Source organism: Streptomyces sp. NPDC059740 (genome assembly GCF_042733155.1).
Lineage (GTDB): Bacteria > Actinomycetota > Actinomycetes > Streptomycetales > Streptomycetaceae > Streptomyces.
Window position 1 is genome coordinate 1 of sequence record NZ_JBHWGP010000061.1, and the last position, 22,969, is coordinate 22,969.

Consider the following 22,969-nt stretch of genomic DNA (forward strand, 5'->3'; position numbering starts at 1 on the left):
CCTTTCGGATCTTGGGTAAGCCATCAGATCCAGAGATATTCCTCCAATCTCTGCCCGCTGCGCGGGCTATACGGCACTGCGCCTCGTGGCGCAGAGAGGCTGTTGTGCGGCCGGTTCGGCGGTGTGAGCGGGTGGATGGATCCGAACACCGTCCACAGTCCGAGCTCCCCCGCCAGCGTCGCGGTCGACTCCGCTTCCTCACGCAGGACGTCCCACGCCGCTCGGCTCCAGTCGGCCGGACTTGGTTCGCCGGCCGGGCCAGTCGCCATTACGTGCTTGCTCGGGTAGGTGATCGCTCCTTCGGGGAACTGCAGCAGCCTCACCCCTGCTTCAGCGGCCTCAACCATCAGTTCCCGGATCTCCTGCCCGGCCGCCCGGAGCGCTCCTTGGTCGGTCGGGTCTTCGGGCACCGTGCTCTGAGCGACCGCCATCCGCAGTGTCCTTGCCACGCCGTGGACGCTACGGGATGCCCGGATTCTTCACCTAGCGTCTCGGCTGTCTTGGCCGAATACGAGCGGCCTCGATGCCCGAGGGCATCGTTGGGTGCCGGCTGGGTCCACGAAAGCGCCGATACCTCCCCAACGGCGCTTGGCCTCCACGCTGTTGTGACCTCGTTCGAAGGCGGCCGCGCGGCGAACGAGTCGGCTCCTGTTGCCGTCGTACTGCGGTCGAGGGCGCCGGGGCGGATGAACGCTGTCTCAGCGGGGAGCCTGGTGGAGGATGCTGCGCACGCCGTCGTCGCTGGGTTCGTAGGTGATGCCGCGCAAGACCACGACGGGAACGCCGCGGCCGCGCTGACCGAGGATGAGCCCCGCGGCGCCAGTGACCAGGTCGAGAAGCGTCTCCTCCTGGCGTTTGGTGCTTCCATCGGGCCCGGTGTGTTCAGTGACGCGTAGGGGGGCGATGCCGGCGGCGCCGATGGAGATGACGGTGGAGCCCCGCCGGTCGGCGCGTCCGTCGGAGTCGGCGATGACAACTGCGACACGGGATCCGGTGCTCCTCGTCAGAGCGTTACGAAGGGCGCGTGCGGAGGCGTCGGGGTCGGCGGGCAGCAGCCAGGCGCCATCGATGCCGGCGCGGTCGATGCCGGCGGAGGTGAGCTGCAGACCAAGGTGATGCAGGGCGATGATCGGGCCTCGGTCGGTGGCAAGAAAGTGCTCGCTGGACGTGTCCAGAATGAGCTGGACCAGTGCGGCCGGCTTCCCTGTAGCAGCGGCCAGTTCGAGGGCCCGCGGGCCGGGTGTGACGTCTGCGAGGGCGACGTGCCGACCTTCGGTAATGGAGATGACCTTGCTCGCGACGACGACGATGTCACCGTCGCAGAGGGGAGTGTCCTGGTCGGCGAGGGCGCGGGTGATCGTCGCTGCGAGGTCGTCGCCAACCCCGATGGTGGGAATCTGCTCGACGGCGAAGGCGGTGAAGGCGTGCGTGGACGTGCTCATGGGCGGGCGCTCCGTACGCAGTGTCCGGTCCGGGTGGGGCAGGCGTGGGCGGCGGCGCGGTGCAGCAGTCGGCTCACCGCGCGGTGGGCTGGCAGGGGGCTGTCCACTCCGCCCGCGCGACCTGGGTCCAGCCGTGATCAGTTCTGGCGTCGTCGCGGGCCGCGGTCTCTACGACGAAGCCGTGCTCCTCCAGGACCTTTACCGCCGCTTCGCGCGGTAGGACCGGGACGTCGCCGCTGAGGGCGATCAGGAAGCGGCCAGGATCGTCTGGGTGGGCGGTGGTGAAAGTGTCCACCCCGCCGAGGTCGACATTCGGTCCGGCCGCGATTTCCAGGTCTGGGCCGATGACGGACAGCGTCCACCGGCTGCGGAAGACGCCGGCTTCAGCGCGGTACAGCGAGGGAAGATCACGATGGGCGGGGTGCGGGTCGGGCACCTTACCTCCTGGGCGGCGAGAGAAGCGCCGGGTCGTCCGGCTCGTCGAAGACTGTAGAGGGACGCTCCACCACCCTCTGTGCAGTGCGGCGGCCTGCCTCGGGTGCGCTGTCGGCAGGACGACCGCGAGAGCACCCCGCATCGTGAGCGCCGTCCCCGTACGCGATCCCGGACGGGCAGGGGCGGTCGTGCGGAAACCGGCGTTCGCTTCCCCAGGGCCCTCGGCGACCGCTACCGTAGTGCCATGGCGCAGTTCAAGGTCGACATGAGCGACGAGTCGGGCAACACGGTGACCCAGGCCGCCGCCGCCAGCGGCGTCGACCCCGACACGTACGTGGCCTCGCTGGTCGAGACGCAGTTGCCCAGGCACCTGTTCCTCACCGGCGCGCAGACGTGCATCGAGCAGTTCGGCGACGCCTTCGCCGAGCGCTTCGGGCCGACCCGTCCCGGCCAGCAGGCCGCCTGAGCAGAGAGACATTCGTGCAGCTCACGATCGACCGCGCCTGGCTGCTGGAGATCATCGAGCACCAGCTCAGGGACCAGCCGGACATCACGGACTGGGGAGCCACGGCCGCAGCCGTGGCGCGTCACAGCGACACGGTGATGTACCAGGCGACCTACCCGGAGCCGCACCACCGCGCGGCCGCTCTGCTGCAGTGCCTTCTGCGGATCCCGGCGCTGGCTCACTCCAACGAGATCTTCGCCCTTTCCGTGGCCTACGGGTTTCTGAACCTCTGCGGGCTGACCGTAACGGCGAAGGCGGACGAGGTGGGCGACCTCATCGAGGAGACCCTCGCGGGGGCCATCGACGTGCGCCAAATCGCTGCCCGCTTCAAGAGCTGGACCAGCTGAGAATCTGACACTTCACCGGTGCGGCGGGGGCAATCTCGCTGGAGTGCCGTATGAGCAGTCCGTCCGCGATGTACGTTGAAAAGCAGCCCGGGCGCCGTGTTCCCCCGTGCGGCGCCCGGGACCATGCCTCTTCCAGGTACCCAGGGCTGATGCAGCCCGGTCGACGTGACGATGCTCTGCCTCCACGCAGGCGCTTCGCCCCGCAGACCGGCGGCGACTGCCTCTTCCGCCACGATGCTCTCGTGCCGGGCCGCCCCTGCACGTCGGCGTGACGGGCACCAGCCGGCTCCCGCGAGCTAAGCGGGAGCGGACCATCGGTCGGGCACCCTCCCCGGTCGTCTCAATTGCACTCCCCACGCCCGGCGTGCCCGGCTGCTGCCCGGAACCGGGAACAAAGACCGGTCGAGTCGCCCAAGGCGATGCATCGTCCGCGTCCCGCCCACGTAGTGGGGCAGCCGCCTGGGGCCGTTACGAGGCCCAGGGCATCGTTCTCGTCGGGTGATCACATCATCGCGTGGCGCCATGGGTGTCGACGACCGGCGGCTGGGCCCCACCAGGGCATTGCCGTCATGCGATCATCGCTGTCATACTTGCAATCCAATTTGGAATATGCGCAGGTGGAGGCTTGCTATGGCGCGCTACCCGAATCCCTTTGCCGCGATCCGGGCGGCTTGGCTGATCAGCCGGGCACGCCAGGGCAGTGACGACCTGGGCCAGACCGAGCTCGGCGAGGGGCTGGGGTTCGGGCAGGCGGCGGTGAGCAAATACGAGAAAGGCATGAGGGAGCCGACCTTCGCTGACCTCCAGCGACTCATCGCACACACCGACTACCGACTCGAAGTACGGCTTCGTCCCGAGCCCCGGCACGCGAGCAGGGCTCACCACTTCCACGTGTCGGACCCGATGCCGTTCGCCGTCTCCGACCTTCACCTCTCCCGCCGCATGCCGGCCCAGCTGAACCCTGAGAGCGGTCACCTGCCGTCCTCGGATCACGACGGCCCCCGCCTGGAAGAGGCGCTGCTCCACCTCTACGAACTCCAGGCCCTCGCTGCCGACCTGCGGCGGCCGGAGGAGAGGCTCCAGCGGGCTTACGAGCAGTTCCACACCGAGCGGGACCGCGATCTGATCCACCAGATGCTGGCCCTGGGCGCGGGAGCCTCCCAGGCCGCCCGGATCCTGGCCCGGGCGATCGACCACGGCACCGACCGTCCCGTCGGCCGCCGCGCCGCTCGGCGCGAGCAGAACGACCCCCGGGCCGCCCGCCTGGTCTGGGCACACATCGTCTGCAGCCTGCGCGCCGAAGAAGGGATCTGCCGGGAGCGCATCACCTGGCTGCGCCGCGCCCTGGACGCGGCCCGCCTTCGGCGCCGCGCCCAGATCAAGGTCGAGGACGCCGAGCTGATCGCCCGCAACAGCCAGCGGCCTGGGGCCCTCGCGGACGTCGACCAGGCCAAGGCCGAACTGGAAGCAGTCAGCAAGGCCTGCGCCGACCACAGCCGCAACGGGGGAGTCGAGGGCGTCGGGCTGGCCGGCGAACGCTATCTCATCGCCGAATTGGCCGAACTGGCCGACCGAACCCGAGCTCTGTACGACGAGCTCGCCAGTGAGCCGACCTTCGCCGCCTGGCGTGCCGAACACGCTTCCACCGACCCGCTGTATGACGCATGGCTCGACGGCGAGCTTCGCGACTTCCCGTCCCCGCCTCGCCTGTACCCGGATTGGGAAGTCCTCGCGAAGGACCACACTTCACCCGCCGAGCCGGAGACTGGAGAGGGCGGGCGCATGGTCGCCGACCACTGCGGACAGCAGTGGGAAGTCCTCCTCGTCGCCGGCACCGACTCCGCCGCAGTCGCCAGGCGCGTCTCGGGAAACCGAGTGACTGGCCCCGTCTACCTCCTCGCCGACCACGTGGACAGCGCCCAGGCAAGGGAGACCATCGCTTCCGGACCAGCATCCCTGGCCGCCGTCACCACGGCCCTGCGCAGCTCGTAGAGCACAGTGCGGAAGTCATTCATCGAGGAGCAACGGGCGGGCCCGGACTGCCAGACTGAACGACGTGCCGACCACACCTCTACGGGCGGCTGCCCGCGTGATCATTCTCGACGACGAGCAGCGCGTACTGCTGCTGCGCTATGCCGAGAATGGCGGCTTCTGGGCCACCCCCGGGGGCGCCCTTGAGGCGGGCGAGGACCCCTCAAGCGCCGCTCGACGGGAATTGCACGAAGAACTCGGCCTCTCCGCGAACGTCGAATTGAGCACCCCGCTCGCGAAGCGCAGCCGGGAGCACCACGTCGGTGGGCGGCTGGTCCGCCAGGTCGAGCAGTACTTCCTTGCCCGCCTGGCGCCCGCGGACATCAACCCGGCTCGCGCTCCTCAGACCGACAACATCCGCTCCAGGCGCTGGTGGCCTCTGTACGAAGTGCACGCCACTTCCGAGACGATCTATCCCGTCGGACTTCCTGACCTTCTGACCCGCCTTGTCACCAACGGGATGCCCGACCAGCCAGTCGTCCTTGAGTGAACGCCGGGCCGTCCGAGCGCCGCGCGAGGCCCCTCGTCCTCACCGGGCAGGATGGGCCTCGGCCTATTGGCGGCAGGGGCTTCCAATTGAGCGAACCGAAGCGCGCTTACGGCGTGTTGGGGTAGCGGTGCGACAGAGGCGGTGTGGTCAGCCAGGTCTTGATCAGTGATGCGGGCATCAGGACTGGCTGGTATGGGGCGAGCGCCGTGGCGATCGCCTCTGCGAGCTCGTCCACCGTGCGGACGACGTGCCCGGGCGGAGTGATCCAGATTCTCGGCTCGGCGTCGGGCCCGTCTTGGTTGGGTACGAGCTGGGCGTACAGGAAGCTGCCGTCCGCGCTCTGCTCGTACCCCCAGGTGCTGTACTTCTCCCAGCCAGGGAGCCAGAACGGGTGCGGACCGCCGCGCGTCAGGTCGGGCTGAGCAGGCCGGGGCGTCGAAGGCCGGGTGTACGACGGGCCGTAGACGATCTCCCAGACGCCGTCCGTGTGCTCGAGGACGTCCATCCGTACGTGCTTCTTCAGCTCGCGCAGCTGCTGGCGGAAGTCCTCCGGTGTGAGCCCGGTCTGCACGGCGAGCGCGGGGATGTCGGCGTCCTGGAGTTCAAGACCCATGATCTCGGGGATCTCTTCAGGGCGGTGGCGGTCCCCTTGCGCGGTGGTGCGCTCGGCCAGGAGAAGGAAGACCGTGCGGGCGGTCTCGTCCGCGATCTCGAGGCCGCGTACGTATGCGGTGGCGTGCCGACTCATTGTGTGTCCTCCCCGAGGCGGGCCACGGCGGCCGCCGCCTGGTCGATCACGCTACCGGCGCCATGACCGCGGTGGGGCGCGATGGGGTCATGCGTCCGGCATCGGCTGCCCGTCGGCCCACCGCTGGGCGGCGGCGAGGTTCGGAGCGGTCCCTTCGGGCACGTAGGCGAAGCCGTCCCAGGACTCCAGGACCCGGGGCTCGTCGGGCCTGACGTGTGTGGCGCCACCGCCGGCGGGCCGGTGGCGCCGGTAGACGTCCATCGGTGCGCGCCTGCGCCGCAGGAAGGCGGCGAGCGGGTCGTCGGGGTCGATCTGCGGCACCGCTCGCGATGGCTGGTCTGATGGCCCGGGACGGCTGTGCCTGCCCATGATCGTCGTTGCCCCTTCGTTCGTGCTCGGATGCGGCCGCGTGCCGGAGACAGCACTTCCTCAACGGTGCATGGGAGGAAGCAGTGACGCAGCCCGTTCCCCAGGTTGCGTGAAGCCCGCTCGATACCCTGGGCCTCATGTCGATGTACGCGGGGGTGCCTCCGGAGAAGGAAGGCCAGTTCGAAGCCTTCATGGCGGCCTACGCCAACGCCCGGACCGTCCTGGATGCCGTGAGGGCGTGGACCGCGGAGATGCCGCTGCGCGAGGACCTCGGTCCAAGGGAAATCGTCGCTCCGTCCCGCCGATGGCTACAGGAGCGGACCCACCTCACGGACGGGATGATCGACGGGGCGATCTTCGCCCTGTTCGCGTCCGAAGCGATCAAGCAGCACCCCTCCGAGCGCGAGGTGTGGTGTCTGGCGGACCCCGAGGCCATCGACGTCGCGAAGGCCAATGACCAGTTGCTCACCGTCTTGGACATCGTTACGCAGGCCGGGCTGCACATGGCCGGCCCGACGGAACCTGGTGTGGTGACGGCCCTGAAGCCGGGCCTGCGTCGGGGCCGGCGCTGGCCGCGATGGCGCCGCTCCCGGCCTGATCGTGAGACCTAGAGGCTTGGAGAGGCCGACTATCGTGTCCAAGCCGTTCGCTGTCGGGCTCATCGGCATCACCGGTTCCGGCAAGACAACCCTGGCCACGGCGCTCGCCGCACGGGGCATGGTGCGCCTCTCCGTCGATGAGGAAGTCCACCGCCTGCACGGCCGCTACGGGATCGACTACCCGGAGCACGAGTACGGCGAACGGGAACGTCCCGTCGTCGAGGCGGTGCTGGCCGAACTCGTCGATCACCTTCGTGCCGGCCGCGACCTCGTCCTCGACCACGGGCTGTGGCTGCGCCGTGAACGCGACGACTTGAGGCGCACCGTCGAGCGCGCGGGCGGCCGGCTGCTCCTGGTCTACCTCCCCGTGGAAATGCCGGAGCTCCTGGCCAGGCTCGAGCGGCGCAACCGCCGCGACGACGCCAACGCGCTCACGGTCACCCCCAGCGCCCTGGACGACTTCTTCGACCGCTTCGAACCCCCGGAACCGGATGAGCCGGTGCTGATCTACGCCGGAGATCCGGAAGCCGTCTGGGACGAGTTCGCAAGGGACACGTCACCCGAAGGTGGGGCTCCACGATGACGGCGTCCCATGCCACGGACGAGTGCCGTACCGTTTCCGGACTGCGCCTGCCCAGGGGAGTAGGACAGGCCGGATCGGGGAGAGGACGGCACCACCGTGGTCGGGGACGATGGGGACTGGGGCGAGCGAGCGGTCTGCCGCACCACTGATCCGGACGAGCTGTTCGTCGAGGGCGCGGCCCAGAATCGGGCAAAGGCAGTGTGCACCGGCTGCCCCGTGAGGCTGGAGTGCCTGTCCTACGCGCTGGACAACAGAATCGAGCACGGCATCTGGGGTGGCATGACGGAGCGGGAACGGCGATCGCTTCTTCGGCGCCGCCCCACGGTCACGTCCTGGCGGCGTCTTCTGGAAGCGGCACGCGTCGAGCACGAACAACATGCGGACGCCTTTCACACCTCCGTCAGCCGCTGGTCGGCAGCGGGCTGAACGTACGGCCCCGGGGCCTGGGGAGCGGCGTCGACCGGACTCGCACGCACGATCATGGTTTCGGTTTGCGTTCGAGGACGGCCGCTGCATTGTCAGTGCCGACTGGCAGTCTGGCCGGACTGTCAGACAACGCCGCCCGGACCAGTACGAAAGGCCAGCACCGTGGACCAGTTCAGGCTCTGGAAGAGGTACCCGCGCGCCATGGATCGCGCCCTTGCGCGGGCGGGTTACGGCGACACGGAGTTCTCGGTCCAGCGTGAGGACACCCACGGCGCGGCCCGCGCCTGCTGGTCATGGCACAGCGGCGCCTCGGAACTGACTCGCGACGAGTGGCCATCCGGATTGGACCTGGTGTGGAGCTCGGCGACGGGATGGTCCTACCAGGGGCGCGGCGATGAGAAGCTCCTGGGCCTGCCGGTGCCGGTGCTCGCGGCGCCGGAGGCGATCACCGCGCTGCTGCCGGCGCTGATGGACGGGCGAAGGAACCAGCTCCCCGCGTCCGAGGACCGGTGGGAACACGCCGCGCTGATCGAGAACGGGGCCGAGACCGCACGCCTGTACGGGGACGACAAGTACGACGCGGCCTATCAGCGCGACGAGGAGGAGGCCGCCGGATTCTCCCGTTGGCAGGACCAGATGGACGGCGTGCAGCCTGAGGCCACGCCGCGATCCGCGAGCGGCCACGGGGACGACCCCGGCAGGGACACGACGCACAGGACGGGGGACGGCGCCGGCCAGTCCGACGGCGTGGACGCGGAAGAACTCGCCCGCCGAACTCACGTGAACGTGATCCTGGACCGCGGGATGAAGGCCCTCGACGATAGGCCGCGCCATCCGGATCCGGAGCGCTTCGGAGTCCTCACCGACTTCTTCACCAGGACCGTCGTGTTCCCCGGCCAGTTCGATCCGGAGGACGACCAGCTGCACACGAGCGACCCGTCACGGGTTCTGGCCCACCTCCTCCTCCAGCACCTGGAGCGCCACGGCCTGGGCATGGACGACGTGCTGGACATGGAGCTGGCCGACTCGGCGATCGCACCGGTCGGCAATTCCGTGAGCGACTGCATCGCTCAAGTACTCCGTAGCAGCCGGTGGTTCGACTTTGCAGCCCCCGGAACGGATCCGAAGGGCGGCCGGGTTCTGTTCCGCACCGTGTTCGGAACAGAAGGCGTCCTCCAGGTCTCCGGGGTCCCGGACGCGACCGACGGCGACCAGGCACACCCGTAGGGCTCGAGGAACGATGCTGCAGAAGGCGAACTTCCCGGTCACGGCCGGCACCCCAGTGCCGGCACCTGCGGGAGCCGAAGACGATCGGACCCTCGGGCCCGAACAAGCCGCCCGGTACGTGGGACTGCGACGGCGGGAGCTCGACTATCTCGTCGAGGCCGGCCACATCTCTGCCGCACGGCGCAGCACGGCCGGGGCGTCTCAGTTCGGTGCCGCGGCGCTCGACATCGTCGTCGGCCTGTTGCTCGACTGGGAGGCTGCGCGTCATGCTGACGCCCGCCGTCCCTCGCCTTGGCGGGAGCTCGCCGGGCCCATGGCCGAGCGGGACCAGATGGTGGACGCCGTCACCGCGAGGCTGAGGGACCAAGGAGTGGACGCCTGGGCCCGGTACAGCAGCACGGTGGACCGGTGGACGCTCGACTGGGCACCGTTGTCCGGCGGCGGCCCGGACCGGGAGTCAGCCAAGGCGTTGCTGCCGCGCCGGCTCCTACGCGCGGTGGACGCGCAGCGCCTGGTACTGCTCGGCCCGGTGGGACGGACGATGCACTGGGCGCACCAGATGCTCCAGCCTGGCGTCGCCTGCGTCCTGGACGTCGAGACCACCGGCCTGAACGCCGACGACCGAGTCCTCGAAGTCGCCGCCCTCGACGCGCACAACGGATCCGTCCTGATCGACACCCTCGTCCACCCCGGGCCTGGCGTGTCCATCCCCGCCGCGGCCAGCCGGGTGCACGGCATCACCGACGCGGCGGTAGCCGACGCCCGCCCCTGGAGCGCGGTCCTGCCCGAGGTCCTGGCCGCGGTCGGTGACCGGACCGTGCTCGCGTACAACAGCAATTTCGACCAGCGGATGATCGTCGGGCATGCTCGGTCCGTCGGCGCCGACCCGGGGCGTCTGCGCTCGGCACAGGCATGGCAGTGCCTGATGAAGCGCCGCTCCATGTGGCTGAACACCACCACCCGCCTCCGGCTCGGCGGCAAGCACCGTGCCCTCGGCGACGCGCTGGCGGCGCGCGACCTCCTGCAGACGCTGCGGGACCGCCCGCCACACACCCAGCCAGCACCCGGAAACGACCGGCCATGCAGCACCCGGGCGTCCCGATAGGGTGCGCTCGTCGAGAGGGGCGTCGTGCATCGCGTCGAGAGCAAGCAGACCTACACCACATGCCGAGGCGGGGCGACATCCGTCTACCCGGAAACGGTCGTCGTCGACGAGTACGAGCCGGGAAGCAGGTCCGTGCGGGTACACGACGCGGATCGGTCCGGTCCGCAATACGACATCCCCGTCAGCTACTTCCACGAGACAGCTCACACGCGACAGGGCACGCGCCGCAAGACCGGCTACTACCTCGTCCGGTCCTGATCCGGGACCGACGACCATCCCAACTCGCCCGTTCACAACACCAGGTATGGGCGCTCGGCCGCATACGTCAACACCACATCGGAGCCGCTATGCCGGACACCATCACGCGCCCTGATCCGCGCGAGACCGCATTCGCCCTGATCGAGATGACCGCCCGCAATGAGGCCGCTCACCACGACCGGACGGACGGAAGTCCCACTCCGCCCGACAAGCTGTACCCCGCGCTGACCGCAGCACTGGAAACGTGGCACGCCGCCGGCACCCTCCGCGTGGACTCGATGCTGCTCGTCGAGTGGCTGGCGACCGAGTGGTGCGCCTACCGCCTCCAGCAACTCGGCCACAACCAGGCCGAGTTCGATTCGTGGCTGTGCGAATTCGGCGATCAGGTCAGTCTGGCGCAGCGGCACGCGCATCCTGCTGGCCCCACCTGCGTGGAGATCACGTCCGTCGTCGCCACGCGCAGCCCGAGGACCGCGCCCGCAGAGCACGCAGCCCGGCTCGCCGCGCCGTATCTCGCCTACCTCCGCCCGGACTTCCAGCTGGAGGACGCCCGCGAAGTCGCGCTGACCTTCGCCCTGTGGGCGGGCCAGAGCCTGTCCGCCCTCATGCATTACGACGTCGAGCGGATCACCGGATACATGCTCTCGCGCTCCCGGTGAGCTCGCCCGGCGGCACGGGGTGGAGGCGCCCATCACCGAGGTCGTCCTCGTCATCCTGAGCACCTGCACCGTCGCCCCGAGGCTGCTGACCGGCTGATGAGCCGGGGCCTCAAGCCCGAGCGCTACGGCATCTGACGCAGACGAAGGAAAGAATCTGCTTGCGCTGAACCCGAGTTGGCCTCATTCTGGCCGGTTCGCCACAAGCATGGCCAGAAAGGCCGGGGACGGTTTCGCATGGACATCAAAACGCTGGAGGAGTTGCAGGCCGCGGATGAGCGCACCCTGGTCTTCACCCCGCTCGGCCTCGGCGGCCGCATGAGGCCCGAGGACTCCGCCGACTTCCAGCAGAGAGTAATCGCTCGGCTGGAGTTGGCCGAGGACGTCGCTGAGCGGACCCGGCAGAAGTTCGAGCAGTTGCGCGCTGCCTACAGCCACGGCGTGCTGTGCTACGAGCTGTACACCATGGTCGCCGACCAGGCCAGGCTCACCCTGGAGCAGGCCCTGCGCGACCGGTTCGCGTCCTACTACGACAGCGCGACCGTAGAGGTGCGCGAGCGCAGCCGCCGAGGCCGCTCCGGGCGCGTGCACCCGATCACCGTGAAGAGCTATACCGACTTCTTCGAGAAGTTCCAGAACGCCAAGGGCGCCGAACTGCGCGCCGACTCCTCACAGCAGTGGCAGGAGTTCAACGGCATGCTCACCGGACTGCTCGCGTGGGCCCGCCGCGAAGGACTGATCCGCGGGCAGCGAAACCGGCACACCGAGCGTGCTCTCAAGGCCCTGCGGAACATCGTCGCCCACGGCGAGTACCACCTGGCCACCCCGGTCGAGGCCGCCCGGGAACTGTCCGACCTGGCCGAGGTCATCAACCACCTGTGGGGGCACCCGACCCCCGGTGGCCGGCTGTACCCCGCTCCCGTCCAGCGCGACGTCGTCGCGATCGGGTGGAGCGACGACGGCGAGCGCACCATCGCCGGCTACGCCGACCAACTGGCCGACGCCGTCGACGACGAGAAGTTCACGTACGTCCTGGTCCGCGCGGTGTTCTGCCCCGGCGGCGTCACTGATCCCAACCTGCTGGATTACGACGCCCGGCGCGCGTCCACCTCCTTCCCCGCGCAGTACCTGTGGGGCCCCGGTCCGCGTGAGCAGGCAGTCGCCTGGCTGAGCGAGCATCAGCCCGAACCGGACCTGTGCGACTACCTCGACCAGATCGTCCTCGTCCGGCTCCACGACGGCCACGTCGACCTGCCGGTGTACCCGGGGGTCGCAGCCGGGCTCCCCGCGGCAGAGCAGTCCGGCGCCTGGCACGCGCTGCGCGTCGACCGCGGGCTCGATGCCCTCACCCATGCCCGAGCCCTCGCCAGCGCTCCAGCAGGGCATGCGAGCACCGGCGAATGCAGGCATTGCCCCACCGAGACGCTCGCCACCGGGGACCTCGTGGCGGTCCTGGAGGCAGTACGCAGCGCCGGCGCTGACACCACGCCGCAGATCGTCCCGGACGTGCGCACGCCCTTCGCGGACTGGCTCTCCCGCGCGGTGCCCTGAACGTCACGGCCTCGTTCCGGACGTTCCTTCTGGCGGGACCCCTGGTGTGGCGCGGTGTTCTGCGCCGGCAGCTATGGGCCGAAGTTGGGTTCGCCGCTGTCGGAGGGGGATGAACTTTCATGCGGCTCGGCCCCGACCTCGGCAGCCGCTCTGGCCTGCGCACCGTGTCGCCCTGGTGCAGCGGCACCGTAGGGTTCGAGGCCGTGGAAGGTCACATTGCCGCACGCCTCCGACTGTTCGAAGCGGTCCGGGCCGTGCCGTACGGAACCGATGGGGCGCACGATGCCGAGAGCCTGATGGGGATCGGCCGTGGCGACTGTCTGGCCAAGTCTGCCTACCTGACCGCGGGCTTCCGGCGCCTTGGGTTTCCGGCCCGTCGGGTCCGCTGGCTCTACCTCCTGCCGGATCAGCCGCCCGAGGTCCGCCTCCTCCCCTCGCGCGAGGACGTGCACTCGGCGACCGAAGTCCTGATCGGCGGGCGGTGGGTGCTTGTGGACGCGACGCACGATCCGGCGCTGGCCCCGGCCGGGCTGACCGTCGCTGCCTGGGACGGTGTCGGCGACACGGTTCCGGCCTACCCGCCACTCGGCCCGGTCTGGAGACCGGGGGCCGGCCCCGAGCCGGTGCCCAACGCAGGTAGGCCGGCAGCCTCCGATCTGGCCGGGCGCCGCTACCAGGTGGCGTTCAACCGGTGGTTGTGGGCCGTGCGCGCGTCTGGGAGAGCATCCTCCGCTGAGGGACTCCCGTGAACCGTGCGGAGCAGCGGGTGCCGACTGCGTACCCCATCCTGGCCGACCTCCGGCGCCCGGCCTCAGCCGTCCTGCTGACAAGATTCTTTGCCGTTCCGGGTGCGCGCCGTCGCCTACCAGTGCAAGGGGCCGTCCGTATCGCAGACCAGAGCCCACCCCGGCACGCTGGCGCGCAGACTCGCCACAGTGGCCCGTCAGGCCAGCGGACGATGCGCACCCACGCAGCTGGCGGCGTGCACGGCTTCGCCCGGGATGCGGGGGCCCGCGCCGCCACTGGAGAAGTAGAAGTAGGGGTGCGCCTCCGCGAGTTCACTTGCCTCCCGCGCCGTCTGCCGTCGACCCATCTGCGGAAGGGTGGAGAAGCACGGTCGCCCTTTGTTGCAGGACCTTCAGCAGCTCCCGCTCGGCCTCCTCGGTACGGAACTCGATGTTCCACTGCCGGACGTCGTCGACCAGGCCCTCGATCGTCTCGTCGAGTCGCTGCCGCAGCATGCCGGGGCGCAGGGCTTCGACCTCGACGGCAGCGTGCGGATCGATGCCTTCGCGCAGGCACTCCTCGCGGTAGCGCTTGTAGTTGACGTCGCGGGTGTTGACCTCGTGGGTGGTCAGCCGGCCGGAGCGGACGTCATCGGCGGTGATGGCGATCTGCCGGAACTCCAGGTCGAGGTCGCCATTGCCGTAGCGCTCCATCCGCTCGACCACGGAACGAGGGACACATCGGCCGGTAGGGTCCCAGTCGCCGCAGAAGATCACCGTCACGCCTTTGCCTCGGTGCGCGTATTGCTGCACCGCCTCGTAGACGAAGGTCTTGGAGGACTGGCCCCGGCAGGAGTACAGGCCCACGCCCCAGGCCGAGGTGATCGGCAGGAGTACGCCACCGACCGAGTCACTCTCGCACCAGACCTCAACATGGCGGGCCTGCGAGGCCCACAGGTTGCGCCGGTAGGTCTCCGTGTTGCGCTGCATGGCGTCGTCGAGCGAGTCGTACTGGGTCTCCTGCCGGACCATGCGGGTTCCGTCAGTGATCCACTCCCAGGGCAGCCGCCCGGTCTCGCGAAGGTGGCCGACCTCGCGGACGACGACCGAGTAGTTCCGGCGGGAGTGGCCGGTGTCCTTATCCCACAGAAGCCCGAGGCCGAGGTAATAGATGTGGCGGACGCTGCACGGCTGTGCTGCCTCTGCCAGCTCGCAGATCGCCGCCCGCAGGGCCTCCACCTGCGCCTTTGTCCGGCGGGGCCGTTTTATGGAGCTAGCGCTGTAACCCGCCATACCTCCAGTGAACGCCCGGACGACTCGCCTGGCCAGCATCCGGGACCTTGGGCGTCAGCCTCACGTAGACCTCCAGCCGACTCGGAGCCAGGCTGATGCCCAGCGGGCACACCGGTCCCGCCCGGCCAGGCTGTCACTGGGACGGATCAGGCTCAGTAGACGCGAGGAAGTCCTCCAGTTCCGCGACGTCCAGGAGGTCGATCCACGCCATGCCGTCGGGCAAGGGGCCCATGTCGGCGGCCAGCAGGTCGGCCGCTTCACCGCCGACGGCGAACACCGCGCGCATCGCTTCCTCGTGTCGCCGACGTAGCGGGAGTTCGCCGGGCCCGGCCTGGGAGAGCCCGGCCAGGTAGGCGCGGGCGGGCGCGGTGAGGATGACGGCGTGGGAACGTAGGAAGTCCTCAAACGCCGCGCTGGCAGACTCGGCGTCGTTGGCCGGGTCGCCCAGCTCGGGGCAGGGAACGTAGCAGTTGTCGAGGAGGATCGCGACGAGGCTGCATTCCTTGTTCTCGTCCTGGTGCGGCAAGATGCGCCACCCGGTCGCGGACTCCGGGTGGTTCGCCTCGGACCGGTACTCGGTGCATGCCGCCTCCAGCAGCGACCGCAGCCCCAGCACCACGATGGCGGGGTCGCTCATGGCCAGCGTGTCGGGTTGCCGCGGCACCAGGAGCCGGTAGCGCGCCCGTTGGCGCACGGTCTGTGCCTGCGCAGCGTAGGCGACGAGGGTCTGCTCCGCGCCGAACCGCGCGGCGGCCTGGCTCGCCTCAGTACTTCCGGCGTCGGTATGGAACTCGCCGCCGGCGGAACGCCAGCCCACACGCCACCGCCAGCACTCGCGGGACACGGCCGCCCCGGTGGAGCCCCACACCGGATCGTTCCACGAGATGAGGGGGTGCGGATCGACGGGTTCCGCGAGGACCTGGGCCTCCAGGGGCTGAGGAGCGCCGGGCACGGGCAGCCGTGCGGTGAGCCGCTCGCCATCTGCCTGCCAGTCCAGAGGAGCCGGCAGGAGCGCGGAGACGCGCAGCAGGCCGTCGCCGAGGCCGGCGAGGCGGACCAGCAGGGCCTTGCGGATGGCATCGGTCTGCTCGGGGGACCAGCCGTCCGGATCCACGTGGGCGAACAGATGGAGCAGCTCGGCTTCCCGGGCACGGCGAGCCTGGGGCAGCGTCGCGGCATCGGGCAGCAGCCCGTCCTTGCGCCAGCCCCGGGCGAGGACGGGTTGGTCGGAGGCCAGAGCGACCTCGCCGCGGGTGAGGGCCAGGCCTTCGGCGGCCTCCCGCAGTTCGGCCGCCGACAGGGCCGTGACCAGCGCGGCCAGGTCGTCGACGAGCGTGGCGGCCTGCCACGGCGTCGGCGGCAGCGTGATCGGCAGCGCCGGCCACCGCTCGGCCGTGTCCCGAAGGTCGTGGACGTAGAGGCGGACATCCAGCGGCACCTGATCCAGCGCGGTGAACGCCCCGACCACCAGGCGCGCTGCGAGGCCGTCGCCGGGCGCTGGGTAGCCGCGGAACGCGCACACCGCGCTGACCAACTCCCGCTCGGCTGAGGGGATCCTGAGCGCGGTGGCGGCCAGCCCGGTCCGGGACGTGGCTGCGTGCTGGGACATCGCCAGGGAACTCCTGTCGGTCAAAGGCATGCTGGGACCCGGCGCTGCGGCCACACCGACCCGTGCGCACCCGGGCATCGAGGATAGAGGCGCGGCGAAGCAGTTTCCGACCACTTCGCTCAACCTCGCACGTACGGGGGCGATCCGGGGGTAGCGGTGACTACCTTCAGCGGCCGTGGGGAGCCTCCGGCACCGGATGATCCGCCCGCCGCCGCAGCGCCTCCTGGTCCAGCCGGGCCGCCTGTGCCGGCGTCCTGCCGCTCCTGGATACGCTCGTTGGCCCTCGGGCCGTGGGCCTGGCTCAGCCGGTGGCCGATCCAGGCATGGAGGGCAGCAACGCCTCGCCCGACAGGGCACTGGTGCGCCGCCTGATCGCCGCGAACATCTCGGCGTGGTCATCCTTGATCGGGTAGTCGATCCGGTCGTAGCGCAGTTGGAGAGCGGCGGTGCGATCTGGTGACTTCAGGAGGACCAGGCCGAGGCCGCCTCCGGGCGTCAAGTCGCGGTGGCCGCAGAGTTCCAGCGGCAGGCCGTGGTGCGGGTCGGTCAAGGCCTGCACCAGTTCGGCGCGGCGCAGGGCGGTGTCGGAGTCGTGCTCGAGTTGCAGGATCCACCACTCCCCCAGGCGCGCCTCGTGTCCGGTGACGATCTGGGGGACGGCGACGGTGTGGAGGAGTCCGAGGCGGCGGAGCAGTCCGCTGGGGAGCCAGGCAGCGTCGCGCCAGGTGGACTCGTAGGCGATCGGCTGACGATCGGTGTCCCACTGCTTCTCGTAGGGGGTCCAGGCGTCGCCGGCCAGCCAGCAGGCTTCTCCGCCGTTGTCCTGGATCTGCTGCGCGAGGGCTGTCTCGGCCTTCTGGAAGGCGGAGCGCGAGGGGCCGGTGAGTCGGATGCTGGTCGGCCGTCCCAGGCGGCGGAGCTCGATGCCGCGATCCGTGCGTGCACAGATCCGGACACCGTTGAGCCCGTAGATCTCGTCTCGTCCGGTGCGCATCGGGGCGCGGCAGGGCAGCAGCCCGCTCAGCAGGCTGTCGAGGCTGGCGTTGCTCTCCAGGTGGAGCCGGATGCCGTGTGAGGTGGGCTGTACGTACCGGATACCGAAGGGGTACTCGAAGAAGTGCCTCTGCGCGTTCAGGATCCAGTAGAACGCCTCCGATTCTAGGAGGAGTTGGTCGTGCTGGGCCGGTGCCGGAATGAGGGGTGCGTCGGGCTGCACGGCAGCGACGGCTTCACACGCGGCCTGGTGAGGCGCACCGGTGTAGAGGGCGTAGGTCCGGGCGCGCCTGCTGAACTGGGTGGTCGACATGGCTCAGGTACCTTTCGCTCCGCCCCGTCGGCCCGCGGAGCGTGAGGAACAGGCACTGGTGTGCGGTGGTGCGGTCGGTGAGATGGCTCTGATCGAAGCCGAGCTTCTTCGCCTCCGCCTTGAACCAGTGGGCCGAGGTTCGCGTGAGGAGCAGCAGACCGATGCCGCAGGAGCTCACTGTACGGACCGGGCTCGACGCGAAGGTGGCACCACGCCGCACAGCGGGTCGTCGGTTCAGGACGCGGGCTACAGCGGGGACACAACCGGCAGGGGATCGCTCTGCTCGGCGAGCCGACCGCGGGCAACGGCTTCGTGCCGCAGCGCGGTCCTCAGATGCCACAACGAGATCGCCGGCAGGAGGCTACCGAGCCGGGCCACGGCCCGCAGCGCCTCGGCCGCCTGGACCAGGAGCTCCGCGGCCGACTGCGACTCCTCGTTGCTTCGACCCCCGCGCAGACGTTCCACGACCTCGTCCAGTAGCTGCGCCAGCTCACCCGCTCCCGGGTCCTCCGGCACATCGGCTCCCCACCACTGGACCGCAGCCTCCAAGGCTGTGAAGGCTTCCGTGCGGTCGAGCGGCGGCCTGGTTCCGACGTCCCCGTGCATCACGATCACCATCGTTCACCGTCTGACCTGTCCTCGGGGCAAAAACGGAGAATCCGCTGCTCCCGGATCAGACTGAAGCCCCGAGAAAGGGGCGCTGCGCGCCGAGGGTGGCCGGAGGCGGCCCTTCCTTTCCCGGCAGTGAGCCCGGCTGGTGCGGGATGACCGTTCGTGTGCCGCCGCGAGGATCGTCAGATGGCGCGCATCACGGCGACGACCTTGCCCAGAATGACCGCGTCGTCGGCGGCGAGTGGCTGGAACCTGGGGTTGTGCGCGACGAGCCAGGCGTGGCCGGCCGCGTCGCGCTGGAACCTCTTCACGGTTGCTTCGCCGTCCAGCATGGCGGCGACGATGTCGCCGGGCTGGGCGACCTGCTGCCGCCGGACGGTGACCACGTCGCCGTCGCAGATGGCTGCCTCGATCATGCTTTCCCCGGACACCTTCAGGGCGAACAGCTCGCCTTCACCGACCAGTTGGCGGGGCAGGACGTAGGTGTCTTCGACCATCTCCTCAGCGAGGACTGGTGTGCCGGCCGCGATCCGGCCGACCAGAGGCACCTCCGCCGTCGGGGGCTCGCTCTCCGGCCGCTCGTACTCTCCCGCAGAGGACTTGAGGGGGAGACAGTAGGCGCGGGGACGGTGCGGGTCGCGGCGGAGTACTCCCTTGCGTTCCAGGGCGAGGAGCTGGTGCGCGACGCTGGAGGTGCTCGTCAGGCCGACGGCCTGACCGATCTCGCGCATCGAGGGCGGGTACCCGCGGTCAGCGACGGAACGGGCGATGCAGTCGACGATGGCCCGCTGCCTGTCGGTGAGCCCGTCTGCGCCCTGGCGGATGCCCGGAGGCCGGCCCGGTCGAGTGTGGGTGATGGTCATGTGCCCCCCTTGCGATCTTGCGTCTCTGGACAGTAGCCCCACGCGCCGACAAATGGAACATCGTTTCGACGCCGCGAGCGGATACGGTGAACGAGGCCGTGGGAGCCGACGGCCGGGGCCGGCCAACTGCCGGGTGTCCTACACCGCTGGTCGGAGCATCCTGGAGGCGGCGTGCGTGATCGCGAGGTGGCCGTCCTCGCGGGCCCGCCGAGTCACTGGCTGCCAGCTTGGATGGTCAGTGCCGGAATGCCGCCGCCTTGGGCCCGGGCTTGAACACCAACGCATTCAGCGGGCGCGTCCGCGTGGGCTGCACGACCTCCAGCCAGCCGTCGGCACGGGGCACGCAGTACGGGATGCTCTGGTAGCCCTGCCACTTCCAGTTGATCCACCAGCGGGGTTCACTCCGGTGTCCCGCGAGACGCCGCGGTGTGGGCAGCCGCTGACCGGCCAGCTCGACGTCGTCGAGCTCGACCGAGAGTTCCTTCATGAGAGCCAGACCCGCCAGCGCCGCGCGGCGCAGCGGGCTGTCGTCGTTCCACCGGCGCAAAGCCCAGCGCAAGTCCGGGGTCGCCAGCAGGCCGGCGTCGTCCTGCACGTCGGAGAGCGTGATGCGGGAGATGGTGATGGCCCCTTGCTGCTCCCACCCGATCAGTTCTGCCCGGACCGGGCGGGGGATGTGCCGGTCGAGGCCTTCGAAAGCGTCGATCATGTCGTGGCGCTCGGCCCGGCCAGCTTCGGGATCCTCGGCGATCGCGTGGAGCACGCCGAGAGCTTCGGCCAGCGTGTCACCCCGTCGCCACAGCGGGAGCATAAGGGTGCCTTCGGCCACCAGCTGCTCGCGCGCCGTGTCCTCGAACTGGAACTGCAGCCCGCGGGACGACCCCGCGAGCGCGCGGCGCAACGGCGCGTAGGGGTTGCCGCCGGAGAAGATGGCCTGGACGACGGCCTGAGTCCTCCGCTCATCACGATCGAACCGGACAGCGACGTCGACGTCGTGGGGCTCGGTGGCGCCGCGTGCGAAGCTGCCGAACAGCCACACCTGCCGAACCAGGTGGAGGGGCCATTCCGGGGGGCCGTCGAGCCGGTGAAGCATCGCTTCGACCAGTTCGACAGCTCGCGTTCGCTTCATGTGGCTCCTTCGATCCCGCTGGCCACCAGGGTAGTGGCCGGACCATGACGGTGAATCCCACCCGCCGACGGCCATCCGCGGAGGCCGAGCAACGGCCATGGCGAGGGGCGCGGCCGCTCCGAACAAGACCTGGACGAGCTGATCCTCGCGTCGAGCAGGGCTCCTCCGGGCCGGGGCCTGGAATCGATCGTCGCCGGCACCCCCAGTTCGGGGAAGGCCCTCTACTGCTGGGTTGCGCGCCCGGCGCAGCCGAACCCTCAGCCAGCGCCGGACCCTGCACCAGTACTACGCGGTCTCTTCCACAGGGCGGACGGCGACGCTTATGTCAGGTTGCCTGTGGTCATCAGCTCTTGGTGAGCGTCGGTCCTTCGTCGCAGGATGATCCGTCCGTCGCCTCCGCTATAGGCCAGTACCTCTGTGCCGGGGGTGAGACCCGCCTCGGCAAGTAGGCCAAGGGGGAGTTCGACGGCGCCGTCGTCGCCAATCCGAAGCTCGTTGGGTTCGCGCAGCATGCGAGATCCCTCTCCAAGTCAGGTCGCAGCATGGGTTGATAAAGGAGAAGGAGAGGGTGCACAGGGCCCAGACGCGCGGAGCTCCACCTCATCGACTGTGACGCCAGTGCCGGTGAGCCGCACAGCGTGGCTCTTACACCTCTCAACAAGGCCGGTCGTCCGCGACCCCGTAGTAGTCGCCGAGAGCGATGACACCTCGCTCACCCTGCAATTGCGCCAGCAGACTTGCTGCGGCGACACCACTGGCCAGGTCACCGGCGGTGCAAGCGACCCGCACCTGCGCCCGGCCGGTACGAGGTCGACCGTCGGTGAACTGCAAGACATCGCCTGAAGTGCCTACGCTCACCCCGGCGCGTTGCGCCTCGCCTCGGAGCCAATTCACGGCCTGATCCCGCGAATGCCCCCACTGCCGGAGGTTGTACAACATTTCGGCAGAGCGCAGCGGCACCGCGAACGAGAGGAAATCTCGCAACTCGTCGATCGCGTTTCGTGGCTCAGGCTGACGCATCAATAACCTCCCTCACAATCCCGTCAGGAGCGAAGACCAGCCCAGAGGGTTGACTGAAAACGCCAGGATTGATCTAGAAAAGCGGCTGAGTGCCGCGCGAAAGCGAACAAGAGGAATCCGTTGGGAACACCCCGTTGCGGTCGGGCCACACCGCTTGCCAGAACGGCACATCGACCTCTGGCCCGTACAGAGCCCGCAGCATGGAGAACTCAGACAACGAATCGACTCGCCGCATGAGCAGCCGATAACCGTTGGAAAGAAGCCCATCCAGTGGCACATCCGGAGTCGGATTTTCTGAACTGAACCGGTCAACTACGGAGTGGATGATTCCCTGAAGGACCCTAACGTCGAGACCTGTCATCACGAGCTCATAGCCACGAGACTTGTGGAGCCCAACTGTGTAACAAAAGGGCGCCGAATCCTGATCTCCGAGAACCGCTTGCACAGCAAACCCGTGCTCGGAAATCACGCGTTGCAGTCGAGCAACGTAATTCACCATGAAGTCATCGGACATTACTCATCGCTCCTGATCGTCAGCATGTGCGAACTCGGCACGGAAAACGTGCTGATCCACATCCGGGTGGTAGACCGCGATTGCGCGACCAAGAACCTGCACGTCATAGGCATCGAGTTCGCGCGGAAGACCTCTGAGTTCAGGAACCGTCTCCAGAGCGTTGAAGAAGAGCGTGAGGAGTTGCTCATGCGTGCTGCTAGTCCCGTCGGGAAGGGCGACCCGCGACCAGCCGTGTCCGAGGGGGCGTACGCGAAAGGTGGCCATGATCAATCCTCCAGAGAGATCATCGAGTGATAAGTGAGGCCTGTCGGACGGACCCGCGTCCGATGGGCGGGCAGCGCCGCAAGACGCCGTAAGCGCGACCGGATCGCTTCTCCGGCCCTTGGGGATAGAGAGGGCTGGCTCAAGCCCGCGGGCGTGAGCCTTCAGGACGCAGCAGCGTCGTTCTCGGCGCAGTCGGGACAGTCATCTGGACAGCGGTCCAGCGTGCCGAGACTGTGCACCTGACAACGCACACACGGCTCGACCGAAGCGACATAGCCACAACCCTCGTCGCGAGTCGGCCCTACCCAGTCATCAACCGGGACGCCCGTCGGTTCGTTGCACACCCCGCAGTTGACTTCGCCGGGGCGGTAGATAGCCATCAGAGAACAACTCCGCTTCAGGAGGTCATGCGCAAGCGCTCGTCCCAACAACAGGAGCCGACCCACCCAGTACCGTGACTATGCGCGGTGATCTGAAGAACGTCGCGCTGGCACATCTTGCACATCTCCAGGGCAACCTCGATGCCGTGCTCTTGAAGCGTTATGGCGATCTGGGTATCAGTGGGATACGTGTCGAACGACTCATCCGTCAGCACTTCATCGCCGTTGCATCGCACCAGATCGAACGATCGACCAGCGATGCCGTTCCAGACCGACTCGATGACGCGAAACCGCTCCCCGTTTACCTCGAACGCATCATGACCGATCTCACGGATTACGACGGTGCCCGGCCTCGATGAATTTCCCATGCCTCTCAACGCCCCTATTCGGCCGGGGTGGTGAACGTCTGGGTACCGGACATGAAGATCCCCTCCATCAGGGTCAGCGGGTTGGTTTCTCGGCCGGCTCGTTCTCCCGACCTC

Annotated in this window: 29 protein-coding genes; 14 read left to right on the forward strand and 15 right to left on the reverse strand. The window is 69.0% G+C overall.

Annotation, left to right across the window (positions count from 1 at the left end):
• Positions 1–23: 23 nt before the first annotated feature.
• The 3 genes from ACFV3R_RS32890 to ACFV3R_RS32900 all read right to left on the reverse strand — a co-directional run bounded on the left by ACFV3R_RS32890 (position 24) and on the right by ACFV3R_RS32900 (position 1,878).
• Positions 24–449 (reverse strand): hypothetical protein, encoded by a 426-nt coding sequence (locus ACFV3R_RS32890; RefSeq protein WP_385590798.1) that lies wholly within the window; start codon positions 447–449, stop codon positions 24–26.
• A 249-nt stretch (positions 450–698) separates the two neighbouring features.
• Entirely contained in the window at positions 699–1,442 is a 744-nt protein-coding gene (locus ACFV3R_RS32895) for a coenzyme F420-0:L-glutamate ligase (protein WP_385590800.1), read from the reverse strand.
• A 73-nt stretch (positions 1,443–1,515) separates the two neighbouring features.
• Positions 1,516–1,878 carry a hypothetical protein gene (locus ACFV3R_RS32900; protein ID WP_385590802.1) on the reverse strand — a complete coding sequence of 121 codons (363 nt, stop codon included), beginning with the start codon at positions 1,876–1,878 and terminating at the stop codon, positions 1,516–1,518.
• Positions 1,879–2,121: 243 nt separating this feature from the next.
• Here ACFV3R_RS32900 and ACFV3R_RS32905 point away from each other — a divergent pair, with 243 nt between their 5' ends.
• From ACFV3R_RS32905 to ACFV3R_RS32920, 4 genes are all read left to right on the forward strand, one after another.
• Positions 2,122–2,343, forward strand: coding sequence for a hypothetical protein (locus tag ACFV3R_RS32905; protein ID WP_385590804.1), 222 nt, complete (start codon positions 2,122–2,124; stop codon positions 2,341–2,343).
• Between the two features lie 14 nt (positions 2,344–2,357).
• Complete coding sequence (locus ACFV3R_RS32910) at positions 2,358–2,729, forward strand: fic family toxin-antitoxin system, toxin component (RefSeq protein ID WP_385590806.1); 372 nt, start codon at positions 2,358–2,360, stop codon at positions 2,727–2,729.
• Positions 2,730–3,359: 630 nt separating this feature from the next.
• Positions 3,360–4,721, forward strand: a complete 1,362-nt coding sequence (locus ACFV3R_RS32915; protein ID WP_385590808.1) for a helix-turn-helix domain-containing protein — start codon at positions 3,360–3,362, stop codon at positions 4,719–4,721.
• A gap of 64 nt (positions 4,722–4,785) precedes the next feature.
• Positions 4,786–5,250 (forward strand): NUDIX hydrolase, encoded by a 465-nt coding sequence (locus ACFV3R_RS32920; RefSeq protein ID WP_385590810.1) that lies wholly within the window; start codon positions 4,786–4,788, stop codon positions 5,248–5,250.
• Between the two features lie 106 nt (positions 5,251–5,356).
• Here the strand turns inward: ACFV3R_RS32920 and ACFV3R_RS32925 are convergent, their stop codons facing one another.
• Together ACFV3R_RS32925 and ACFV3R_RS32930 are read right to left on the reverse strand one after the other, a co-directional pair.
• A complete protein-coding gene (locus tag ACFV3R_RS32925) occupies positions 5,357–5,998 on the reverse strand; it encodes a hypothetical protein (RefSeq protein ID WP_385590812.1) in 642 nt (213 codons plus the stop codon).
• An 87-nt stretch (positions 5,999–6,085) separates the two neighbouring features.
• A complete protein-coding gene (locus tag ACFV3R_RS32930; RefSeq protein WP_385590814.1) occupies positions 6,086–6,319 on the reverse strand; it encodes a DUF6087 family protein in 234 nt (77 codons plus the stop codon).
• Between the two features lie 185 nt (positions 6,320–6,504).
• Here ACFV3R_RS32930 and ACFV3R_RS32935 point away from each other — a divergent pair, with 185 nt between their 5' ends.
• The 9 genes from ACFV3R_RS32935 (at position 6,505) to ACFV3R_RS32975 (ending at position 13,521) form a co-directional block, all read left to right on the forward strand.
• The gene (locus ACFV3R_RS32935; protein WP_385590816.1) at positions 6,505–6,978 is read left to right on the forward strand and encodes a hypothetical protein; all 474 of its coding nucleotides are present in this window, start codon (positions 6,505–6,507) and stop codon (positions 6,976–6,978) included.
• A gap of 22 nt (positions 6,979–7,000) precedes the next feature.
• Positions 7,001–7,549, forward strand: coding sequence for an AAA family ATPase (locus tag ACFV3R_RS32940; RefSeq protein WP_385590818.1), 549 nt, complete (start codon positions 7,001–7,003; stop codon positions 7,547–7,549).
• 96 nt (positions 7,550–7,645) lie between these two features.
• Positions 7,646–7,975 carry a WhiB family transcriptional regulator gene (locus ACFV3R_RS32945; protein WP_385590821.1) on the forward strand — a complete coding sequence of 110 codons (330 nt, stop codon included), beginning with the start codon at positions 7,646–7,648 and terminating at the stop codon, positions 7,973–7,975.
• 201 nt (positions 7,976–8,176) lie between these two features.
• Positions 8,177–9,202, forward strand: a complete 1,026-nt coding sequence (locus tag ACFV3R_RS32950; protein WP_385590823.1) for a hypothetical protein — start codon at positions 8,177–8,179, stop codon at positions 9,200–9,202.
• Between the two features lie 13 nt (positions 9,203–9,215).
• Positions 9,216–10,307 carry a 3'-5' exonuclease gene (locus ACFV3R_RS32955; RefSeq protein WP_385590825.1) on the forward strand — a complete coding sequence of 364 codons (1,092 nt, stop codon included), beginning with the start codon at positions 9,216–9,218 and terminating at the stop codon, positions 10,305–10,307.
• A gap of 24 nt (positions 10,308–10,331) precedes the next feature.
• The gene (locus ACFV3R_RS32960) at positions 10,332–10,565 is read left to right on the forward strand and encodes a hypothetical protein (RefSeq protein ID WP_385590827.1); all 234 of its coding nucleotides are present in this window, start codon (positions 10,332–10,334) and stop codon (positions 10,563–10,565) included.
• 89 nt (positions 10,566–10,654) lie between these two features.
• Complete coding sequence (locus ACFV3R_RS32965) at positions 10,655–11,224, forward strand: hypothetical protein (RefSeq protein ID WP_385590829.1); 570 nt, start codon at positions 10,655–10,657, stop codon at positions 11,222–11,224.
• A 234-nt stretch (positions 11,225–11,458) separates the two neighbouring features.
• Positions 11,459–12,772 carry a hypothetical protein gene (locus tag ACFV3R_RS32970; RefSeq protein WP_385590831.1) on the forward strand — a complete coding sequence of 438 codons (1,314 nt, stop codon included), beginning with the start codon at positions 11,459–11,461 and terminating at the stop codon, positions 12,770–12,772.
• 119 nt (positions 12,773–12,891) lie between these two features.
• The gene (locus tag ACFV3R_RS32975; RefSeq protein ID WP_385590833.1) at positions 12,892–13,521 is read left to right on the forward strand and encodes a transglutaminase domain-containing protein; all 630 of its coding nucleotides are present in this window, start codon (positions 12,892–12,894) and stop codon (positions 13,519–13,521) included.
• Between the two features lie 194 nt (positions 13,522–13,715).
• On the opposite strand, the gene ACFV3R_RS32980 is transcribed toward ACFV3R_RS32975, so the two are convergent.
• From ACFV3R_RS32980 to ACFV3R_RS33025, 10 genes are all read right to left on the reverse strand, one after another.
• Positions 13,716–13,865, reverse strand: a complete 150-nt coding sequence (locus ACFV3R_RS32980) for a hypothetical protein (protein ID WP_385590835.1) — start codon at positions 13,863–13,865, stop codon at positions 13,716–13,718.
• Positions 13,831–14,790 (reverse strand): hypothetical protein, encoded by a 960-nt coding sequence (locus tag ACFV3R_RS32985; protein WP_385590837.1) that lies wholly within the window; start codon positions 14,788–14,790, stop codon positions 13,831–13,833. Before ACFV3R_RS32985 ends, ACFV3R_RS32980 begins: the two co-directional genes overlap by 35 nt.
• A gap of 133 nt (positions 14,791–14,923) precedes the next feature.
• Positions 14,924–16,399 carry a hypothetical protein gene (locus ACFV3R_RS32990; RefSeq protein ID WP_385590839.1) on the reverse strand — a complete coding sequence of 492 codons (1,476 nt, stop codon included), beginning with the start codon at positions 16,397–16,399 and terminating at the stop codon, positions 14,924–14,926.
• 301 nt (positions 16,400–16,700) lie between these two features.
• Entirely contained in the window at positions 16,701–17,705 is a 1,005-nt protein-coding gene (locus ACFV3R_RS32995; RefSeq protein ID WP_385590841.1) for a hypothetical protein, read from the reverse strand.
• Between the two features lie 246 nt (positions 17,706–17,951).
• Positions 17,952–18,323 carry a hypothetical protein gene (locus ACFV3R_RS33000; RefSeq protein ID WP_385590843.1) on the reverse strand — a complete coding sequence of 124 codons (372 nt, stop codon included), beginning with the start codon at positions 18,321–18,323 and terminating at the stop codon, positions 17,952–17,954.
• A gap of 176 nt (positions 18,324–18,499) precedes the next feature.
• On the reverse strand, positions 18,500–19,180 hold the full coding sequence (gene lexA / locus ACFV3R_RS33005; RefSeq protein WP_385590846.1) for a transcriptional repressor LexA: 681 nt from the start codon (positions 19,178–19,180) through the stop codon (positions 18,500–18,502).
• 235 nt (positions 19,181–19,415) lie between these two features.
• Positions 19,416–20,309: a nucleotidyltransferase domain-containing protein gene (locus tag ACFV3R_RS33010; RefSeq protein ID WP_385590848.1), complete on the reverse strand. Its 894-nt coding sequence runs from the start codon at positions 20,307–20,309 to the stop codon at positions 19,416–19,418.
• A gap of 654 nt (positions 20,310–20,963) precedes the next feature.
• Positions 20,964–21,329 carry a hypothetical protein gene (locus tag ACFV3R_RS33015; protein WP_385590850.1) on the reverse strand — a complete coding sequence of 122 codons (366 nt, stop codon included), beginning with the start codon at positions 21,327–21,329 and terminating at the stop codon, positions 20,964–20,966.
• A gap of 73 nt (positions 21,330–21,402) precedes the next feature.
• Entirely contained in the window at positions 21,403–21,843 is a 441-nt protein-coding gene (locus tag ACFV3R_RS33020; protein WP_385590852.1) for a DUF4262 domain-containing protein, read from the reverse strand.
• A 3-nt stretch (positions 21,844–21,846) separates the two neighbouring features.
• Positions 21,847–22,107, reverse strand: coding sequence for a hypothetical protein (locus ACFV3R_RS33025; protein ID WP_143678498.1), 261 nt, complete (start codon positions 22,105–22,107; stop codon positions 21,847–21,849).
• A gap of 460 nt (positions 22,108–22,567) precedes the next feature.
• Here ACFV3R_RS33025 and ACFV3R_RS33030 point away from each other — a divergent pair, with 460 nt between their 5' ends.
• A complete protein-coding gene (locus tag ACFV3R_RS33030) occupies positions 22,568–22,846 on the forward strand; it encodes a hypothetical protein (protein ID WP_385590855.1) in 279 nt (92 codons plus the stop codon).
• Positions 22,847–22,969 lie beyond the last annotated feature (123 nt).

Bases quoted from the DNA above. Each gene is read 5' to 3' on its own strand.
- ACFV3R_RS32895 (WP_385590800.1), bottom strand. From the start codon at position 1,442: ATGAGCACGTCCACGCACGCCTTCACCGCCTTCGCCGTCGAGCAGATT.
- ACFV3R_RS32905 (WP_385590804.1), top strand. From the start codon at position 2,122: ATGGCGCAGTTCAAGGTCGACATGAGCGACGAGTCGGGCAACACGGTG.
- ACFV3R_RS32915 (WP_385590808.1), top strand. From the start codon at position 3,360: ATGGCGCGCTACCCGAATCCCTTTGCCGCGATCCGGGCGGCTTGGCTG.
- ACFV3R_RS32925 (WP_385590812.1), bottom strand. From the start codon at position 5,998: ATGAGTCGGCACGCCACCGCATACGTACGCGGCCTCGAGATCGCGGAC.
- ACFV3R_RS32935 (WP_385590816.1), top strand. From the start codon at position 6,505: ATGTCGATGTACGCGGGGGTGCCTCCGGAGAAGGAAGGCCAGTTCGAA.
- ACFV3R_RS32950 (WP_385590823.1), top strand. From the start codon at position 8,177: ATGGATCGCGCCCTTGCGCGGGCGGGTTACGGCGACACGGAGTTCTCG.
- ACFV3R_RS32955 (WP_385590825.1), top strand. From the start codon at position 9,216: ATGCTGCAGAAGGCGAACTTCCCGGTCACGGCCGGCACCCCAGTGCCG.
- ACFV3R_RS32965 (WP_385590829.1), top strand. From the start codon at position 10,655: ATGCCGGACACCATCACGCGCCCTGATCCGCGCGAGACCGCATTCGCC.
- ACFV3R_RS32970 (WP_385590831.1), top strand. From the start codon at position 11,459: ATGGACATCAAAACGCTGGAGGAGTTGCAGGCCGCGGATGAGCGCACC.
- ACFV3R_RS32975 (WP_385590833.1), top strand. From the start codon at position 12,892: ATGCGGCTCGGCCCCGACCTCGGCAGCCGCTCTGGCCTGCGCACCGTG.
- ACFV3R_RS32980 (WP_385590835.1), bottom strand. From the start codon at position 13,865: ATGGGTCGACGGCAGACGGCGCGGGAGGCAAGTGAACTCGCGGAGGCG.
- ACFV3R_RS32985 (WP_385590837.1), bottom strand. From the start codon at position 14,790: ATGGCGGGTTACAGCGCTAGCTCCATAAAACGGCCCCGCCGGACAAAG.
- ACFV3R_RS32990 (WP_385590839.1), bottom strand. From the start codon at position 16,399: ATGTCCCAGCACGCAGCCACGTCCCGGACCGGGCTGGCCGCCACCGCG.
- ACFV3R_RS32995 (WP_385590841.1), bottom strand. From the start codon at position 17,705: ATGTCGACCACCCAGTTCAGCAGGCGCGCCCGGACCTACGCCCTCTAC.
- ACFV3R_RS33000 (WP_385590843.1), bottom strand. From the start codon at position 18,323: ATGGTGATCGTGATGCACGGGGACGTCGGAACCAGGCCGCCGCTCGAC.
- lexA (WP_385590846.1), bottom strand. From the start codon at position 19,180: ATGACCATCACCCACACTCGACCGGGCCGGCCTCCGGGCATCCGCCAG.
- ACFV3R_RS33010 (WP_385590848.1), bottom strand. From the start codon at position 20,309: ATGAAGCGAACGCGAGCTGTCGAACTGGTCGAAGCGATGCTTCACCGG.
- ACFV3R_RS33015 (WP_385590850.1), bottom strand. From the start codon at position 21,329: ATGCGTCAGCCTGAGCCACGAAACGCGATCGACGAGTTGCGAGATTTC.
- ACFV3R_RS33020 (WP_385590852.1), bottom strand. From the start codon at position 21,843: ATGTCCGATGACTTCATGGTGAATTACGTTGCTCGACTGCAACGCGTG.
- ACFV3R_RS33025 (WP_143678498.1), bottom strand. From the start codon at position 22,107: ATGGCCACCTTTCGCGTACGCCCCCTCGGACACGGCTGGTCGCGGGTC.
- ACFV3R_RS33030 (WP_385590855.1), top strand. From the start codon at position 22,568: ATGCGCGGTGATCTGAAGAACGTCGCGCTGGCACATCTTGCACATCTC.